At 70.9% G+C, this 17451-nt stretch carries 17 protein-coding genes; 3 read left to right on the forward strand and 14 right to left on the reverse strand.

The genetic code is table 11. The features are described 5' to 3' along the window. Positions 1-61: 61 nt before the first annotated feature. The 10 genes from ACIA6A_RS02940 to ACIA6A_RS02985 all read right to left on the reverse strand — a co-directional run bounded on the left by ACIA6A_RS02940 (position 62) and on the right by ACIA6A_RS02985 (position 12695). A complete protein-coding gene (locus tag ACIA6A_RS02940) occupies positions 62-934 on the reverse strand; it encodes an SLATT domain-containing protein (protein ID WP_396095692.1) in 873 nt (290 codons plus the stop codon). 39 nt (positions 935-973) lie between these two features. After that, positions 974-1369 carry a cell division protein SepF gene (locus tag ACIA6A_RS02945; protein ID WP_396095693.1) on the reverse strand — a complete coding sequence of 132 codons (396 nt, stop codon included), beginning with the start codon at positions 1367-1369 and terminating at the stop codon, positions 974-976. 197 nt (positions 1370-1566) lie between these two features. Then, positions 1567-2796 carry a sensor histidine kinase gene (locus tag ACIA6A_RS02950; protein ID WP_396095694.1) on the reverse strand — a complete coding sequence of 410 codons (1230 nt, stop codon included), beginning with the start codon at positions 2794-2796 and terminating at the stop codon, positions 1567-1569. Further along, positions 2793-3473: a response regulator transcription factor gene (locus tag ACIA6A_RS02955; protein ID WP_396095695.1), complete on the reverse strand. Its 681-nt coding sequence runs from the start codon at positions 3471-3473 to the stop codon at positions 2793-2795. The genes ACIA6A_RS02950 and ACIA6A_RS02955 overlap by 4 nt, the downstream gene beginning before the upstream one ends. Positions 3474-3547: 74 nt before the next feature. Continuing rightward, on the reverse strand, positions 3548-4705 hold the full coding sequence (locus tag ACIA6A_RS02960; RefSeq protein ID WP_396095696.1) for a hypothetical protein: 1158 nt from the start codon (positions 4703-4705) through the stop codon (positions 3548-3550). 61 nt (positions 4706-4766) lie between these two features. Continuing rightward, positions 4767-6083, reverse strand: coding sequence for a PQQ-binding-like beta-propeller repeat protein (locus tag ACIA6A_RS02965; protein WP_396095697.1), 1317 nt, complete (start codon positions 6081-6083; stop codon positions 4767-4769). Between the two features lie 7 nt (positions 6084-6090). Continuing rightward, positions 6091-7410 (reverse strand): PQQ-binding-like beta-propeller repeat protein, encoded by a 1320-nt coding sequence (locus ACIA6A_RS02970; RefSeq protein WP_396095698.1) that lies wholly within the window; start codon positions 7408-7410, stop codon positions 6091-6093. A gap of 33 nt (positions 7411-7443) precedes the next feature. Further along, positions 7444-9372, reverse strand: coding sequence for a 1-deoxy-D-xylulose-5-phosphate synthase (dxs, locus tag ACIA6A_RS02975; protein WP_396095699.1), 1929 nt, complete (start codon positions 9370-9372; stop codon positions 7444-7446). 39 nt (positions 9373-9411) lie between these two features. After that, positions 9412-10662, reverse strand: coding sequence for a class I SAM-dependent RNA methyltransferase (locus tag ACIA6A_RS02980; RefSeq protein ID WP_396095700.1), 1251 nt, complete (start codon positions 10660-10662; stop codon positions 9412-9414). Next, positions 10659-12695 carry an APC family permease gene (locus ACIA6A_RS02985; RefSeq protein WP_396095701.1) on the reverse strand — a complete coding sequence of 679 codons (2037 nt, stop codon included), beginning with the start codon at positions 12693-12695 and terminating at the stop codon, positions 10659-10661. The genes ACIA6A_RS02980 and ACIA6A_RS02985 overlap by 4 nt, the downstream gene beginning before the upstream one ends. A gap of 112 nt (positions 12696-12807) precedes the next feature. On the opposite strand from ACIA6A_RS02985, the gene ACIA6A_RS02990 reads away from it, so the two are divergent. Both ACIA6A_RS02990 and ACIA6A_RS02995 read left to right on the forward strand, forming a co-directional pair. Next, entirely contained in the window at positions 12808-13473 is a 666-nt protein-coding gene (locus tag ACIA6A_RS02990; protein WP_396095702.1) for a potassium channel family protein, read from the forward strand. Beyond that, positions 13470-14150: a potassium channel family protein gene (locus ACIA6A_RS02995; RefSeq protein ID WP_396096431.1), complete on the forward strand. Its 681-nt coding sequence runs from the start codon at positions 13470-13472 to the stop codon at positions 14148-14150. Before ACIA6A_RS02990 ends, ACIA6A_RS02995 begins: the two co-directional genes overlap by 4 nt. 141 nt (positions 14151-14291) lie before the next feature. Here ACIA6A_RS02995 and ACIA6A_RS03000 read toward each other — a convergent pair whose 3' ends face one another. From ACIA6A_RS03000 to dut, 4 genes are all read right to left on the reverse strand, one after another. Further along, positions 14292-15074 (reverse strand): DUF3159 domain-containing protein, encoded by a 783-nt coding sequence (locus tag ACIA6A_RS03000; protein ID WP_396095703.1) that lies wholly within the window; start codon positions 15072-15074, stop codon positions 14292-14294. Further along, positions 15071-15451, reverse strand: coding sequence for an OB-fold nucleic acid binding domain-containing protein (locus ACIA6A_RS03005; protein WP_396095704.1), 381 nt, complete (start codon positions 15449-15451; stop codon positions 15071-15073). Before ACIA6A_RS03005 ends, ACIA6A_RS03000 begins: the two co-directional genes overlap by 4 nt. Before the next feature lie 107 nt (positions 15452-15558). After that, on the reverse strand, positions 15559-16296 hold the full coding sequence (locus tag ACIA6A_RS03010; protein WP_396095705.1) for a DUF3710 domain-containing protein: 738 nt from the start codon (positions 16294-16296) through the stop codon (positions 15559-15561). A 31-nt stretch (positions 16297-16327) separates the two neighbouring features. Continuing rightward, complete coding sequence (gene dut, locus ACIA6A_RS03015) at positions 16328-16771, reverse strand: dUTP diphosphatase (RefSeq protein WP_396095706.1); 444 nt, start codon at positions 16769-16771, stop codon at positions 16328-16330. Between the two features lie 86 nt (positions 16772-16857). On the opposite strand from dut, the gene ACIA6A_RS03020 reads away from it, so the two are divergent. After that, entirely contained in the window at positions 16858-17364 is a 507-nt protein-coding gene (locus ACIA6A_RS03020; protein WP_396096433.1) for a DUF3093 domain-containing protein, read from the forward strand. Positions 17365-17451: the final 87 nt, after the last annotated feature.

Genomic DNA, 17451 nt, shown 5'->3' on the forward strand with positions numbered 1-17451 from the left:
TGACCATGAATTCGGGTCCTGCGGAGGAAGCTCTCCGCAGGACCCGAATTCATACCTGCCGCTACTGGTCGGACACGCTCTTGCTGTCCGGCGGCTGCTCAAGATTCTGCTGGCGCTTCTTCTGCTCGTTCTTCAGGCGGTGGACTTCCTCGACGAACTCCGCCAGGGCCTCGTCCTCGTTGCCGCTGAACCTCTTGTACCTGCCGACGCCGATCTCGACAGCATCCCATTCGCTCTCGATGGCATCTGCCGTCTGCTGCAGGTAGAAGCTTCTTTCCTTATATTTGAAGTAGCCCATGAAGCCGCTGGCGATGCCCACCGCAGCAGTCAACCCGAAGGCGACCCATCGGAGGACAGGCACCTCCCCTAACAATCCGGTGGCCCCGGTCGCCGCCAGGGAACCCACGATGAGAATGCCCTGCAGATAGTTGTTTACAGCTCGATACCATTTGCTTTCCGAACGCATCTCGTCGATGTCGTTGTACGCGTCGTCCTTGTAACCGATGCGCCGGACCTTCGACGATGTGTCGTTTCGGGCCAGCAGGTGTTTTCTCTCGTCCCGCTGCCGGGCCAGATCCAGCTCGAGATCATTCTCGGTGCGAAAGTGACGTCGACGCTGCCAGGGAAATTCGCCCTTGTCCACGAGAGGTCGACCGTTGGCGTTGCGCACCGGATACCCAGGTCGCAACTTCAACACAACAGCGGCAATACAGAAACCCAGGGCAACTGGGATGGCCGGGATGTAGATCGCTGTCCTCAGCCGCTCCGGAACCCAAGGCACCCACCACATACCGTAGAGAACGAGAAGAAGCAGCGGCCCGAAAACCAGCGACAGGTTCGACCATTTCCGCCGGCCCCGAGCAAGCGCGAGAGCACTCTCGGTCTCCCGGATCTTCTGCGTGATTACCCGAATTTCGTCGTCTGCCGCGCTCATGACCTCACCACTGCAACCTTGGACCGATAAATGGACTAGTCACTGCCCGGGGACCAAAATGATCACCGTTTCCGCTGCTCGCAGAACCCACCCGGAGGACCCGGTCACCAGGCCCGAGCAGAAGTCAGCGATTCGCGCAGCCTCGCCGGTCTCCACGCGACCGAGATCCACCGAGACCGCCCAGCCCTGGCCGTAGAACCGACTTATCTCCTCAGCCGCCCGCCGATACTGGACGGGAGCGACCTGATGCATCCGCCCCACCGTCCGGCCCAGTCCCAGATCAGTGCCCACGACGAACTCATTCATCGCCACGGCGTCATTGACGGCAGCATCCAGCCGGGCACCGCCCATGAATGGTCGCTCGATCTCACGGCGCACCCGCCGGATCGGCGGACCCTTGCTCCTCAGCTGCAGGACAAGCAGCAACAAGGTCACGCTAGAAATAGCTAGAAATAGGACATCAGCCCAGGAATTGACCGTAGAAAAGTTCATCGACGAGCTGCTGCCGCTTTCTTGGCGTCACCCGTTTCCCGCGCTCGCGGGAACCGTCCACAAACGATAGTGGACGGCCACCTTCCCAGACCTGTCAGCTATGCGATAACGCTACTGAGTCACAGCACGACTCAGCGGGATCAGCTGGGGGCTACAGCCGGGCCCTTGGCCCGCGGGACCGTTGCTGTCGCCGCTACCACCGGGGTGGTGTCGGCTGCCGGGAGGCTCACGGTGACCTCCAGGCCGCCGCCGGGCTGGGCGATCGCGGAGACCGTGCCGCCGTGGGCGTCGCAGACCGCTCGGACGATGGACAGGCCCAGGCCGGAGCCGCGGGAGCCGGTGCGTTCCCAGCCGCCGCGGCGGAACGGTTCGAACAGGCCGGGGACGTCGGCCGGGTCGACCTCGAAGCCGGTGTTGCCGACGATGAGGCGGGCGTGGCCGTTCGCGCTCTCGGTGCGGAGCCAGAGCTTGCCCATCAGGTGGTTGTAGCGGATCGCGTTCTCGATGAGGTTGCCGGCGAGGCGGTCCAGCAGGCTCGGGTCGCCGACCACGTTCGCGGTCTGCAGGTCGGTGGTGACGTCGAGTTTGAGGCGTTCGGCTTCCTTCTTGACCGCGGACAGGGCGTTGTGGACGCTGGTCGCGAGGTCGGCCGGGACCTTGCGGACCAGGCGGCGGCCGGACTGGGCTTCGCTGCGGGCCAGCACGAGCAGCGCGTCGACGAGGCCGTTGGCGCGTTCCGAGGCGTTGCGGACCACTTTGGCCATCCGGCGGTATTCCGCGACGTCGGCCTCGTCGTCGCTCAGGGTGACGTCGATCTCGGTGCGCATGACGGCCAGCGGGGTGCGCAGTTCGTGGGAGGCGTTGGCCACGAAGCGTTTCTGGGATTCGAACGCGCCGGCCAGCCGGTCCAGCATGGCGTCGAACGTGCGGGCCAGCTCGGCCACCTCGTCGTCGGCGCCGGAGTAGCGGATCCGTTCGTCGAGGGTTTCCTCGCCGAGACGGCGGGCGGTCGCGGTCACGTTGTGCAACGGCCGTAGCGCCCGGCCGGCCACCGCGTAGGCGCCCGCGATGCCGATGATGCCGATGGCCACGAGGGCGATCAGGCCTTTGATCAGCAGTTCCTGGGAGGCCTGGTCGACGAGCTGGGTCTGCCAGGTCAGCGCGTCGAGGCGGTCGCCGTTGGAGAGCACCACCTGGGTGCCGGGGCGCAGCTTGTCCGAGGGGTGCAGGGCGTCGCCGACCAGCAGCCAGGCGAGCAGCACCAGGATCGCCCCGGCGCCGACGAGCAGGATGCCGTTGAGCAGGGTCAGCCGCAGGCGCAGGGTCGGCCGCAACCGCAGCCGTTCCCGCTTGGAGGCGTAGACCGTCATGAGGGGGTCACCACGACCGGTTCGGGTACCCGGTATCCGGAGCCGACGACGGTCTCGATGAGCGGCGGGTCGCCGACCTTCTTGCGCAGGGTCATGACGGTCACGCGTACGGTCGTGGTGAACGGGTCCGTGTTGGCGTCCCAGACGCGTTCCAGCAGCTCCTCGCTCGACACCACGCCACCACGCGCCTTGATCAGCTCTTCGAGCACGCCGAATTCCTTGTTCGTCAGATCGATCGGCGCTCCCCCGCGGGTCACCACCCGCCGGGTCTGGTCGAGCACGAGGTCACCGACGGTCAGCACGGGCGGCGCGGCCGGGGTCGCCCGCCGGCCGAGCGCCTGGACCCGGGCCACCAGTTCGTCGAACGCGAACGGCTTGGGCAGGTAGTCGTCGGCGCCGAGCTGCAGGCCCTCGACCCGGTCGGCGACCGTCCCGCTGGCGGTCAGCATCAGCACCCGGGTCAGCGCGCCCGAGGCGACCAGCGCGGCACAGATCTCGTCGCCGTGCATGCCCGGCAGGTCGCGGTCCAGCACGACGACGTCGTACCGGGTCACGTACGCCATCTCATGGCCGGTCAGCCCGTCGTACGCGACGTCGACCGCCATGCCCTTACGACGCAGCCCCCGCGCGATCGCGTCGCACATGTTCCGCTCGTCTTCCACCACCAGCACGCGCACCCGCGGGTCCTTCCGAAGTGTCAGCCCCCGGCCCAGCTTCCCCGGTACCACGTAAAGGGGCTGTGAGTGAGAGATTACAGAGGCCAGATGGCCACCGACGCGTCAGTTCTGCGGCAGACGAGGACGTCGGGGCGGACGTCGCTGACGACGCGCCAGTGGCCGAAGTCGGCGAGCAGGGTGCCGGTGGCCGGGTCGACGACCGCGAGCGGGTACCGGGCCTCCATGCCCCCGCCGCCGGTCACCAGCAGCACCGGGCCGACCGGGACGGCGGAGGTCCAGCGTTCGCTGGACCAGCGGGGTGCCCCGTCGACCGGGTCGACGACCTGGATGCCGGCCCGGTACCCGATGAGGCAGACCGCGCCCGCGCAGTCGGGCTGGATCCAGCGGCCGGCGAGGTCCAGCGCCCCGGTCCAGCGCAGGGCGAGATCGCTCAGCGCGTACGCGGTGACCCCGCCCGCGCCGCCGACCAGCACCAGGTCACCGGCGGGCCACGCGGTGACGCCACGGCGGGACCATTCGACGGGCGCGGGCACGTCGGCGGTCGCGACGGCCCGGCCGGTGACCGTGTCGTGCACCTCGATGTGACCGTCCACGGTGACCGTCACGAGCCGGCGCGGGAATCCACCGGTGTAGGCGGCCGCGGTGGTGTAGCCGGCCACGGGCTGGGTCAGGGACCAGCGCCGTTGCCCGGTGCCGAGGGTGAGGCCGAGCCAGGTGACGTCGCCGGGCAGGTTGCCGGCGCGGTGCAGCAGCAGGGCCGAGGCGCCGTCCGGGGAGACGGTGAGCAGCAGGGCCGGGACCCGCCACAGCTCCTGCCGGGTGCCGGCCATGACCGCCGCCGTCGTCTCCTCGGTGCCGACGGTGCCGACCTGGTACGACACCAGCAGCGTCCGCCCCGACGAGGTGACCTGGTAGACCGTGCCGCTGAGCGCGACCGTGCTGCGGAACAGCAGCCGCCCGCCGGGCAGGGAGTAGGTGCTGACGGTCCGTTCCCGTGGCCCGCTCGCCTGGTATCCGGTGCCGCTGACGATGTGCAGCCGGTCGCGTTCGACGAACGTGGACTCGCCGAGCCGGGCGGCCACCACGGTCACCGCGGGCGGGCGCGGGTGCGGGACAGCGCCTCCGAGCAGCGCCAGGAGCCCGAGGGTGACAGCGGCCAGCGGTTTCCTGATGCCACCGGGCCGGCGTGCGGCCGGCACGGGTGTGAGCGCCGGATCGCCGAGCTCGATCACGCCGTCATTGTCCGCGAGGATCGGCAGCGGGTGGCCAAGCGTTCAGAAGGCGCTGAAAGCGTCAGCTCAGGTAGCGGAAGAGGTCGACCCCGGAATCGCCCTGGCAGACGACGACGTCGGTGTCCGCGCGGCACGGAACCGTGCCGCCGGGCACCCGGCCGAGCAGCTGGACCTGGGTGCCCCCGGTCGGCAGCACGCCCAGCACCAGGCCGGCCCCGGCCTCGGCCCGCATCAGCAGCAGGCCGCGGTCGTCCGGCAGCGGGGTGGAGATGGTCCAGCGCTCCAGGTCGACCAGCGTGCGGCCGGTCCGCCGGTCGACGACGGCCCGCGGGTCGCCGGCCGCCTGCACCTGCAGGACGGCGTCGCCGAACGCCTCGAGGTCGACGGTGCCGTCGGTGCGCCACCGCACCGCGCCGGAGCCGGGGTCGAGCACGGCGAGGTCGTCGCGGCTGCGCAGGCACGGCATCCCGGTGCAGCCGAACGAGCTGCCCTCGGAGTCCGGCTGTTCCTGCTGCCAGATCTCGTCGAGGGTGTCGAGGGAGTACGCGACGATCTGTTCGTCCTCGCCGTAGGCACCGTGGTGCAGCAGCACGACCGGGCCGACGGTCTCCGCCCACACCTGACCGGCGGTGTCGCTGTCCAGTCGCCGTTCGCGCAGGACCGCGCCGGTCGACGGGGAGCGGACGGCGATCCGGTCGCTGGAGAACACCACCAGGGCGGTGCCGGACCACGAGGTGGAGATCGAGCCGGGCACCGTGGTGGTCCAGAGTTCGCGCCCGGTACGCAGGTCGACCCCGCGCAGGGTGGTGCTCAGGGCCGGTTCGGTGTGCAGGACGTCGCTGGACGTGCCGTACAGGATGCCCGGGTCGCCGGATTCCTGGTCGTATTCGGTGCCGGGCCGGAAGCGCTCGGTGGTGATCAGCCCGGTGCCGGTGCCGAGCGGCGTGAGCTGGGTGGTGGAGTTCCAGAGGGCCGTACCGGTGCGGCTGTCCAGCACGGTCGTGGACCGGCGCACGTTGACCAGCACCAGGCCGGGGATCCGCGCGTTGATCGCGTACGGCCCGTCGGCGGCGGCCGGCCCGGAGATCTCCCAGAGTTCGCGTCCGGTCCGGCCGGACCACGCCTTGATCGTGGGCGGGTCGGTGGTGAAGTCCAGGGCGTAGACCTGCCCGTCGCCGGCGGTGAAGTCGGCGTCGCGGAGCGGCAGGAACGCCACGTGCCGCCAGAGCAGCGACTGCGGCGGTGCGGCGCCACCGAGCACGAGGACCAGGAGCGCGCCCAGCAGCAGGCCGAGGCGGCGGTAGACGTACGCCGGGGGCAGTCCGCCGGGGCCGGGCTGAGCCGTGGTCTCCTCGGGGCTCAGCTCGATCAGCGCCACGCGGTCGTCATCCTCTCGGCGGGTACGCCCAGACCACGAGCTCGCCGGAGGCGGTGCGGCAGGCGAGCCGCCCGGGGACGGACCGGCAGTCACCGGTGCCGGCCGGGAGATCGGCGAGGATCCGGGGCTGGGTGTCGCCGGGGGCGGCGACCGCGACCATGGTACGACCATCGGTGCCGGCACCCCGGGTCACCAGCAGGTGGTCGCCGCCGCTGCCCGGCACCGGCCGCCACCCGTGCAGGTCGGTGAGCAGCGCGCCGGTGTCCGGATCGGCGAGCCCGACCAGCTCGTTCTCGCCGGCCTCGGTGCCGGTCGCGACGAGGAACGTGCCGCGTTGCTCGACGCCGCGCCATCCGGGGCGGAACCAGCGCTGGGTGCCGTCGGCCGGGTCGACCGCGCGCACCCCGTCGGGCCCGGTCAGGCACGAGAGCCGGCCGCAGGAGGTGATCCCGAACGCGAAGCCGGCCGGGCGGGTCCAGACCCGGCGCAGGGTGCCGGGGTCGTAGGCGGAGACGACCCGCCCGCCCGGGGTGGGGTGCCGAAGCAGCACCAGGCCGCCGGAGACGACCGGGTTGTCGGGGCCGTAGTCGGCGGCCGGGAGTTCACCGGTCACGAGCCGCGCACCGGTGACGAGGTCGTGCACGGCGGCGGTGTGGTTGTCGTGCACGAGCAGCATGCGGGCGCCGTCGTCGCCGGGGCCGGGCACGCCGAGCAGCACGGCGGTGGACGGCACGGGCACCGCCCAGCGGGTGCGGCCGGTCACCGGGTCGACCGCGTCGATCGACCGCTGCACCCGGCGGCCGGGTCCGGTGACGCTGCGCACGCTGGAGACGGCCAGCAGGGTCGGCGACCCGGCCACGGTCATGACGTTGTCGGCCCGGCGCCACCGGGCGGTGCCGTCGTCGAGCGAGAGGGCCCGGGTGACGGGGTCGCTGCGCAGGCCGGCCACGACCGAGCGGATCAGCAGGAGCCCGCCGCCGGTGTTGAGGCGGTACGTGGGCGCTTCCGAGCCGGTCTGCCACCGGGTCCGGCCGTCGGCGAGGTCGTATGACACGAGGGTGCCGAGGCTCTGGGCCAGCAGGCTGCCGTCGTCGGTGATCGTGAACGGGTCGGCCGGGCCGACCGGGACGGTGAGGACCGGGTCCAGGGCCGGTGGCGGTGGGGCGGCGGACGCGGCCGGGCAGAGCAGCACCAGCACCGCGATCAGGGCCGGGGCGAGCCAGCCCGGGGCCGGCACGCGGCCCGGGGAGGAATACCCGTCGGGTTCCCCCCGGGCCAGGCCGAGATCGATGACCACCGTCGTGCCGTCGAACGTCTCCGCCGCCATGCCTCAAAGATAACGGCTAGATAACGAAAATGCTCACGGCGCGGTCTGGCGCTCCGCATCCGCGTCCTGGACGCGCGAGACCCAGCCGGTGATGTCGCGGGAGATGTCCTGCGCGGTCAGGCCGAGCGCGGCGAGGATCTCGGCGCGGGTGCCGTGCTCGTGGAACCCGGCCGGCACGCCCAGCGTGCGCAGCGGGACGTCGACCTCGGCGTGGCGCAGCATGCTCGCCACCGCGTCGCCGACACCACCGGCCCGGATGCCGTCCTCGAGCGTGACCACCAGACCGTGCCCGCCGGCCAGACCGGCCAGCTCGATCGGCACCGGGCGCACCCAGCGCGGGTCCACCACGGTGACGTCGTAGCCCTGCTCGGCGATCCGGTCGGCGACCTCCAGGCCCAGCTTGGCGAACGCGCCCACCGCGACCAGCAGGACGTCCTTGCGCTCACCCTCGCGCAGCACATCGATCGGGCCGACCCGGCGCAGGGCCGGGAGGTCGGCGTTGACCGAGCCGGTCGGGAACCGCACGATCGTCGGGCCGTCCTCAACGGCGACCGCCTCGCGCAGCTCCTCGCGCAGGGTGGCGGCGTCGCGGGGGGCGGCGATGCGCAGACCCGGGACGGTGCCGAACACGCTCATGTCCCAGATGCCGTAGTGGCTCGGCCCGTCGGGACCGGTGATCCCGGCCCGGTCCAGCACGAATGTGACCGGCAGCCCGTGCATCGCGACGTCGAGCAGTACCTGGTCGAACGCCCGGTTGAGGAACGTCGCGTAGACGGCGACGACCGGGTGCAGCCCGCCCATGGCCAGCCCGGCGGCCGAGGTGGCGGCGTGCTGCTCGGCGATGCCCACGTCGTACACCCGCTCGGGGTACTTCTTGGCCAGCGCGGCGATGCCGGTCGGCTCGGCCATCGCGGCGGTGATGCCCACGATGTCGGGCCGCTCGCCCGCGATGGTGACCAGCTCGTCGGCGAAGACCTGGGTCCACTTGACGGATGGCTTGGCGGTGAGCGCACCGGTCTGCGGATCGAAAGCGCCCGGACCGTGGAAGTTGTCGGCCTCGTCGTCCTCGGCGGGCCGGTAACCGAAGCCCTTGCGGGTCACCGCGTGCACGATGACCGGCGCGTTGAAGCCCTTGGCCCGGCGCAGCGCCGACTCCATGGCCTCGACGTCGTGCCCGTCGATCGGGCCGATGTACTTGATACCGAGGTCCTCGAACATCGGCTGCGGGCTGACCGCGTCCTTGATGCCGCGCTTGACCGCGTGCAGCACCTCGAACGCCGGCTTGCCCACCACCGGGGTCGAGCCCAGCGCGTTCTTGACCAGGTCGAGCACCCGCTCATAGCCCGGGTTGAGGCGCAGCGTGGAGAGGTGGTCGGCGAGACCGCCGATCGTCGGCGCGTACGAGCGGCCGTTGTCGTTGACGACGATGACCAGCTTGTTCTTCGCGGCGGCGATGTTGTTGAGCGCCTCCCAGCACATGCCGCCGGTCAGCGCGCCGTCCCCGACGACCGCGACCACGTGACGGTCCTCACGGCGCAGCGTGAAGGCCTTGGAGAGGCCGTCCGCGTACGACAGCGCGGTCGAGGCGTGCGAGTTCTCGATGAGGTCGTGCTCGCTCTCGGCCCGGCTGGGGTAGCCCGACAGGCCACCACGCTGGCGCAGCATGTCGAACCCGTCCTGCCGGCCGGTCACGATCTTGTGCACGTACGCCTGGTGGCCGGTGTCGAAGAGCACCCGGTCGCGCGGCGAGTCGAAGACCCGGTGCAGCGCGAGGGTGGTCTCCACCACACCGAGGTTGGGCCCGAGGTGTCCCCCGGTGCGCGACACCTTCGCGACCAGGAAGTCACGGATCTCCGCGGCAAGCAGCGTGAGCTGTTCAGGGCTCAAACGCTTGAGGTCACCGGGCTCCTTGATGCCGCTGAGGAGACCACCGGACGTCGTCTGATCACTGCGCTCGCTCATGAGGCGCCATTCTATCGGGCCCGCGCCCGTGCGCACCCCTTACGCCGGAACCACCAGCGCCACGCACTCCACGTGCTGGGTCATCGGGAAACAGTCGAAAGCACGCAGCTCAGCGACTTCCCAGCCGAGCCCGGCGAACGTCTTGAGGTCCCGGGCGAGAGCGGCCGGGTCGCAGGCCACGTACGCGATCGCGCGCGGCGCGGCCTCGACCAGCGCGCGGACGACCTTGCCACCGGCCCCGGTGCGCGGCGGGTCCAGTACCACCAGGTCGACCGGGCCGGCGATGCGCCGCCGGGTGAACGCCACGTCGACCTTCGCGGCGACGACCTCGACGCCGGGCAGGTCGGCCAGGTTGCGCCGGGCCGCGACGACGCCGCCCGGCGAGGACTCCACCACGATCGTGCGGGCCGAGGTGCGCGCGCTCAGCGCCGCCGCGAACAGGCCGGCCCCGCCGTACAGGTCCCAGGACGTCTCACCGGGCTTCGGGTCGAGCAGCTCCAGAACCGCGTTGACCAGCGTGTCCGCCGCGGCGGGGTGGATCTGCCAGAAGCCGTCGGCGCGGACCTGCCACTCCCGCCCGGCGGCCACCTCGCGGACCTCGGGGGTGCCTTCCGGGGAGGTGCCGTACCCCTCGTCGAGCAGCGAGTCACCGACCGAGTCGGCGGTGGCCCGGGCCTGCACCACCACGTCGCCACCGGTGGACGCGACGACCTCGATCGCGGACGCCTCCGGCCAGGTGCGCGCGGTCACGTCGAGGCTCTGCAGGGCGGGGTGCGCGATCCGGCAGCGGTCCACCGGCACGACTTCGTGCGAGCGGTGCTTGAGCAGGCCGGGCCGGTCCATGGCGTCCACCGCGTAGCGCACCCGCGAGCGCCAGCCCAGCGGGCCACCGGGGAGCGGCTGGACGCGTACCCCCAAGGATTTGATCTTGTCGTCGCTCAGCCCGGCCATCCGGGTGAGCAGGCTGGTCACCACCTCGGTCTTCCAGTCGAGCTGGGCGTCCGGGGCGACGTGCTGCAGGTCGCAGCCACCGCAGAGGTCCGGGCCGGACCACGGGCAGGGCGGCTCGACCCGGTCCGGCGACGCCTCGTGCACGGTCACCGCGTCGGCGCGCAGCCAGCCCTTGTGCAGCTCGGTGATCTCGGCGGTGACCCGCTCGCCCGGCAGCGTGTGCCGGACGAAGACGACCTGGCCGTGCTCGCCGCCGATCCGGGCGACGCAGTGCCCGCCGTGCGCCGGGGCCCCGATCGTCAACTCGACACGGTCACCCTCGACAAGCTCGGTGGTCATTTCTTCCCTTCATCGGTGGACGCCGGTGGCGGCGGTGCGGCCGGCACCCGGGTCCGGGGGCCGCGGCGCGGCGCGCTGCTCAGACCCCGGTCGAAACGTTCCAGGTCACGGTCCTGGCTGGAGCGCAGCTGCCACGGCACGCTGGTGACCATCACGCCCGGCTCGAACAGCAGCCGGCCCTTGATCCGCAGCGCGCTCTGGTTGTGCAGCAGGTTCTCCCACCAACGACCGACGACGTACTCGGGCACGAACACGGTCACCACGTCGCGGGGCGAGCCGCGCTGCATGTCCTTGACGAAATCGATGATCGGGCGGGTGATCTCGCGGTACGGCGAGTCCACGACGGTCAGCTGCACCGGGATCTGCCGCCGCTCCCACTCCGACTGGATCTTGCGGGTGTCCTTGTCGTCCACGTTGACCGTCAGCGCGGTCAGCGTGTCCGGCCGGGTGGCCTGCGCGTACGCCAGCGCCCGCAGGGTCGGCTGATGCACCTTGCTGACCAGCACCACCGCGTGGTTGCGCGACGGCAGCACCGGGCGCTCCTCGGTGGGCTCCAGCTCCTCGGCCACCCGGGTGTAATGCTTGCGGATGCCCAGCATCAGAGCGTAGATGAAGATCATCGCGGCGATCGCGATCCACGCCCCGAGCAGGAACTTCGTGATGAGCACGACGATCAGCACCGCGCCGGTGAGCGCCATGCCGACGGTGTTGATGCCCCGGGAGCGGTGCATCTGCCGGCGCTTGAGCGGATCCCGCTGGGTCCGCAACAGCCTGTTCCAGTGCCGGATCATCCCGGCCTGCGACAGCGTGAACGACACGAACACGCCCACGATGTACAGCTGGATCAGCCGGGTCACCTCGGCGTCGAACGCGATGACCAGCACGATCGCGGCGATGGCCAGGAACAGGATGCCGTTGCTGAACGCGAGCCGGTCGCCGCGGGTGTGCAGCTGACGCGGCAGGTAACGGTCCTGCGCCAGGATCGAGCCCAGCACCGGGAAGCCGTTGAACGCGGTGTTCGCGGCCAGGAACAGGATCAGGGCGGTGACCGCGCCGAGCATGTACAGCAGCACCGAGCCCGGCCCGAAGACCGTCTCGCCGAGCTGGGCGACGACCGTCTTCTGCACGTAGTCCGGCGGGCCGCCGATGATCTGCGTGGCACTCTCGACGAACTGCAGGTGGGTCTTGTTGGCCAGCAGCACGATGCCGACCAGCATCACGATCGCGATGCCGCCGAGCAGCAGCAGCGTGGTCGCCGCGTTCTTGCTCTTGGGCGGCTTGAACGCGGGCACCCCGTTGGAGATGGCCTCGACCCCGGTCAGCGCGGCACACCCGGAGGAGAACGTGCGCAGCATCAGGAACACGAACGCGAAGCTGCTCAGATGGTGTTCCTCGGCGTCGATCACCAGATCGGCACTGGGCGCCTGGAGATCGTCACCGAGCAGGTAGACCCGCACCAGGCCGGTGACGATCAGGCCCAGCATCAGCACGATGAACGCGTACGTCGGGACGGCGAACGCGGTGCCCGACTCCCGCAGCCCGCGCAGGTTGAGCGCGGTCAGCACCGCGATCGCGGCGATCGCGATGCCGATCTTGTGCTCGGCGACGAACGGCACCACCGAGCCGAGGTTGCCGACGCCGGCGCTGACCGACACCGCCACCGTGAGGATGTAGTCGACCAGCAGGGCGCTGGCCACCGCCACCCCGAACCGGGGTCCGAGGTTGACGGTCGCGACCTCGTAGTCACCACCGCCGGACGGGTAGGCGTGCACGTTCTGCCGGTAACTCGCCACCACCGTGACCATCACGACCGCGACGGCCAGGGTGATCCACGGGGAGATCGCGAACGCGGTGGCGCCGGCGATGGAGAGCGTCAGCAGGATCTCGTCGGGGGCGTAGGCCACGCTCGACAGCGCGTCCGACGCGAACACGGGCAGCGCGATCCGCTTCGGCAGCAACGTGTGCTGCAACTTGTCGGATCGGAACGGTCTGCCGAGCAGCAACCGCTTCGCTAGGGACGTCGAACTCGCCACAAGCGCCAAGCGTACGGCTGTCCACGCCACGCCGCCGGGCGCCCCGGCCAGCGGCCGTCGCGCGGGCATGGCACGCTCTGCCTGTACTCATCCACCGGAGAGGCGCGAGACAGTGCACGTGGTGATCATGGGGTGCGGGCGACTCGGTTCGACGCTCGCGCACAAACTCGACTCGCGCGGCCACTCCGTCGCGATCATCGACCGCAATGCCGACGCTTTCCGGCGGCTCGGCGCCGAATTCGGCGGCACGACCGTCACCGGCATCGGCTTCGACCGCGACGTCCTGCGCGAGGCCGGCATCGAGCGGGCGGACGCGTTCGCCGCGGTGTCCAGCGGCGACAACTCGAACATCATCTCGGCCCGGCTCGCCCGCGAGAACTTCGGCGTCGCCCGGGTCGTCGCCCGCATCTACGACGCCCGCCGGGCCCAGGTCTACGAACGCCTCGGCATCCCCACGGTCGCCACGATCCGCTGGGCCGCCGACCGGATGGTGCGCCACCTCGTCCCCGAGGGCACCGTCGAGGTCTTCCGCGACCCGACCAGCGCGGTGTCGATCGTCGAGGCGCCCTTGCACCGCGACTGGGTGGGGCGCACGATCAAGGCGCTGGAGGACGGCACCGGCGCCCGGGTGGCGTATCTCATGCGCTTCGGCATCGGCTCGCTCGCCACCGCCAGCACCGTGCTGCAGGACGGTGACCAGGTCTTCGTCGTGGTCACCGACGACATCGTCGAGAACGTGCTCGCGGCGGCCGCGGGCGCCGAGCCGGGGGGCCACTGACCATGCGCATCGCCATCGCGGGCGCCGGCAACGTCGGCCGCTCCATCGCCCAGGAACTCATCGGCAACGGCCACCAGGTCATGCTGATCGAGCGCATGCCCAACCAGTTGCGCCCGGAGCGCGTACCCGAAGCGGAATGGATCCTCGCCGACGCCTGCGAGGTCAGCAGCCTCGAGGAGGCCGACGTCGCGGGCTGCGACGTGGTCATCGCGGCCACCGGTGACGACAAGGCCAACCTCGTCTGCTCCCTGCTGGCCAAGACCGAGTTCGCGGTCAGCCGGGTCGTCGCCCGGGTCAACCGCGCCGAGAACGAATGGCTCTTCACCGAACAGTGGGGCGTCGACGTCTCGGTGAGCAAGCCCCGCCTGATGGCCGCCCTCGTCGAGGAAGCGGTCACCGTCGGCGATCTCGTCCGCCTCATGACGTTCCGTCAGGGCGAGGCCAACCTCGTCGAGATCACCCTGCCGGCCAACGCGCCCTACGTCGGCCAGCCGGTCCGAGCGGTCCCCATGCCCCGCGACTCGGCCCTGGTGGCGATCCTGCGCGGCAAGCGCGTCCTGGTCCCCACCCCCGACGACCCCCTGGAAGCCGGCGACGAGCTGATCTTCATCTGCACGGCCGAGGTCGAGGACGCGGTCCGGGCCGTCGTGCTGGGCAAGGCCGCGGAGATCGGATAAACCACCAACGCTGTCGCATCTGGGTGGTGGGTGCGGACCGCAACTCCCGTCGAGGCCGGCCCCGGCCGGCCAGGCGCCCGGCGGCGCCAGAACGGCCACCCGGCGCCTTCATTCTGCGTGAGTGGTCACCCGGCAAACCCGCTACGGCGCCTCAGCGGTCTCGGCTTCGGCGGCCTGGGCGGCGGTGACCCGGTGCACGGCCCATGCGGTGTAGGCGAACGTCGCCGCGTAGATGGGCCAGCTGATCAGGACCCGGACCAGGCCGATGGCGTTGGCCTCGTCGGCGAGGTAGAGCCAGCCCTGCACGCCGGCGCGGACGAACAGCGACACCGCCCAGACCAGGGTGAGCCACTGGAATGTCCGGAACAGGCGCTGGTTGTGGAACCAGTCGTGCTTGCCGCCGTTCGCGAGCACGCCCCACACGTACCCGATGATGGGCCTGCGGACCACGACCGAGCCGATCAGGACGACCACCTGGCCGAGTGTGAGCAGGATGCCGGGGAGGTAGAAATTCTTGGCGTCGCCGGTGCGCCAGGCCAGGTAGGCGCCGACCGCGATACCGAACACGCCGTTGACCGCGTGCCGGACCGGCTCCTTGCGGGCCAGCCGGTAGGCGCCGATGGCCAGGGCCGAGCCCACGCTGCCGCCGATCGCCCAGTAGAGCGCGGTCTTCTTCTCCAGGCCGAGGACGGTGTCCCCGAGCAGGACGTTGAGCAGGACGAACGCGAGCACCGGCACGCTGGACTCGATGAGACCGCGGACCCCGCCGAGCTGCTCGGAGATCTGCACGCTCATCGAGGGGATGGGCTCGTCCTCGTCCGGCACTTTCACCGGGTGCAGGTCGAGTTCCTCGACGACTTCCTCAGCGACCCGGTCGCCTACCGTCTCGTGGGCGGCGTGCCCAGGGTCGTTGCCGGGTGTCACCGGGGCGCCTCCAGCTCGTAGTACGGGTTATAGATGACCTTGCGTTCGTCCCGGATCGCGACCCGGCCGCGCGCGGTCAGCTGACGGCCCGGTTCGATGCCGACGATCGAGCGCCGGCCCAGGAACACGAGCGTAACCACGTCGCTGCCGTCGTACAGGTCGGCCTCGAGGGTGGGCAGGTTGGTCCGGGGAGTGTATGCCACCGTCCGTAGCCGCCCCGACACCGAGACGAGCTGGCCGCGGTGACACTGGCCGGCCGGCATCGCCCCGCATTTGGCACTGTCTCGCTGCAGCTCCTGGGCGTCCATCTCCTCGTCGGAGGCGGTCAGCCGCTCGAAGAAGCGGCGCAGGCCGGTGGTGCGCTCATCGGTAGTCATGACCCCGTGACACCTCTTGTCAGGCAAGCCGGGACAGACGCCGGCGGGCAACTCCACCGTACGCCGGAAGCACCCGGGTGATCCACGTCACCCGGGTGCCTTTTCGATCAGTGGGCGTGGCGCCCGTTGGTCCCATGATCGTGATCATGGTCGTGGTGCGCGTGGTCGTGACCGGAATGATCGTGACCCGAGTGATCGTGACCCGAGTGGTCCTGCTGTGCGGCCGCCTCGGCCATCTCCTTGGGGAGCCGCAACGGCAGCGCCTCACGGACCGGCCGGGCCTCGTTGTCCCGGACCACCACGACACCGCGCAGGCACTCGCCCAGCACACCCTCGTGCTGCCGGTCGGCCGCGGCCTGACCCTGGAACAGCGCGCGCAGCATCCACCGCGGCCCGTCCACGCCCACGAACCGCACATCGGCCGGACCGTCCGGGGTGTTGACCCGGGCGGCCAGCTCCACGCCGTACGGGCCGTCGAACTCGCGCGGCGCGGCTCCGTCGGCCGTCATCGAACCGGCGATCTCCTCGCGCACCTCGTCCCAGATCCCCTCGGAGCGCGGCGCCGCGAAGACACCGAGCTGAAGAGCGCTGTTCTCGTGCACGAGAACGATCTGCTCGACACCGCCGTCCGGGTTGGCCTGCACCCGCACCTCGATACCCTCGAGCGCCGGGATCCGCAGGCTGCCCAGGTCCAGGAGCTGGACATCGCCGGGCGCCTGCGCGCTGTCCCACGGCCCGAATTCAGGTGCCGGCGGGAGATCACCCATGCTCTGGGCGAGCGCCGAGGACTGGGGCGCGTCATCCGGGCGTACGTGCCGCGGGCCTCCGCGCTTGCGGGAGAACATCTGCTTGCCACCTTCCCGATCTGGCTTGGAACTACAGGGCGGTGTGCCCGCCGGTCGAGCCGTGCCCGCCCGCTCCCCGCGATGTGTCGGAGAGCTCGTCGACGACGTGGAAGACCGCCCGCTCGACCCGCTGGACGACCAGCTGAGCGATCCGGTCGCCACGAGAGATCTTCACCGTGTTCGCCCGATCGTGGTTGATCAGCACGACGAGGATCTCACCCCGGTAACCGGCGTCGACCGTACCGGGCGCGTTCAGCACCGTGACACCCAGCTTGGCCGCGAGACCCGAACGCGGGTGCACCAGCCCTACATACCCCTCCGGAAGCGCGATCGCCAGCCCGGTGCGGACCGGCGCCCGCTCCCCCGGGGCGATCTCGACGCTCTCGGCCGCGTACAGATCCGCGCCGGCGTCACCCGGGTGCGAATAGGCCGGGACCGGCAGGTCGGGATCGAGGAGGCGGACCTGGATGTCCAAGACGAAATCCTTGAGGTCGAGGGAGGATCAGCGGCACCAACCCTGCCATCCTGCCTTGGGCGTGGACGGAGGCGCGCCGTACCCTCATCAGGGTGACATCCGAGCCCTCCACCCGCACGGCGGTCCCGGCCGCGTATTCCGAGCGGCTGCGCGCACCCTGGTGGATGTGGCCGGTCGGGCTGGGCGTCGGCGCCCTGCTCGCGGCGGAGATCTGGATGGGCAGCCAGGGCCTGCGGGCCTGGGTGCCGTTCGCGGTCCTGCTCCCGCTCTCGCTGCTCTGGCCCTGGTGGCTGGGCCGCATCCGGGTGACCGTGACCCCGGCCGAGCTCCAGCCGGCCGAGCTCCAGGTCGACGACGCCCGCCTGCCGCTGTCGGCGATCTCCGACGTGGTGGCCCTCGACGCGGACGGCAAACGCGAGATCCTCGGCGTGGCCGCCCACCCGCTGGCCTTCGTCATCCAGCGCCCCTGGATCGGCGGCGCGGTCCAGGTCGTCCTCGACGACCCGCAGGACCCGACCCCGTTCTGGGTGATCAGCAGCCGCCACCCGGTCGAGCTGGCGACCGCCCTGCTCGCCGCCAAGCGCAACGCCTGACCACCCCGCCCGGCCCGGCCACCCCGACCGCGTGCGGGCATGGCGAAAGCCGGGCCGATCGAGGCCCGGCTTCCGGTGCTCACCGCC

The organism is Actinoplanes sp. NPDC051494, assembly GCF_044454705.1.
Taxonomy (GTDB): domain Bacteria; phylum Actinomycetota; class Actinomycetes; order Mycobacteriales; family Micromonosporaceae; genus Actinoplanes.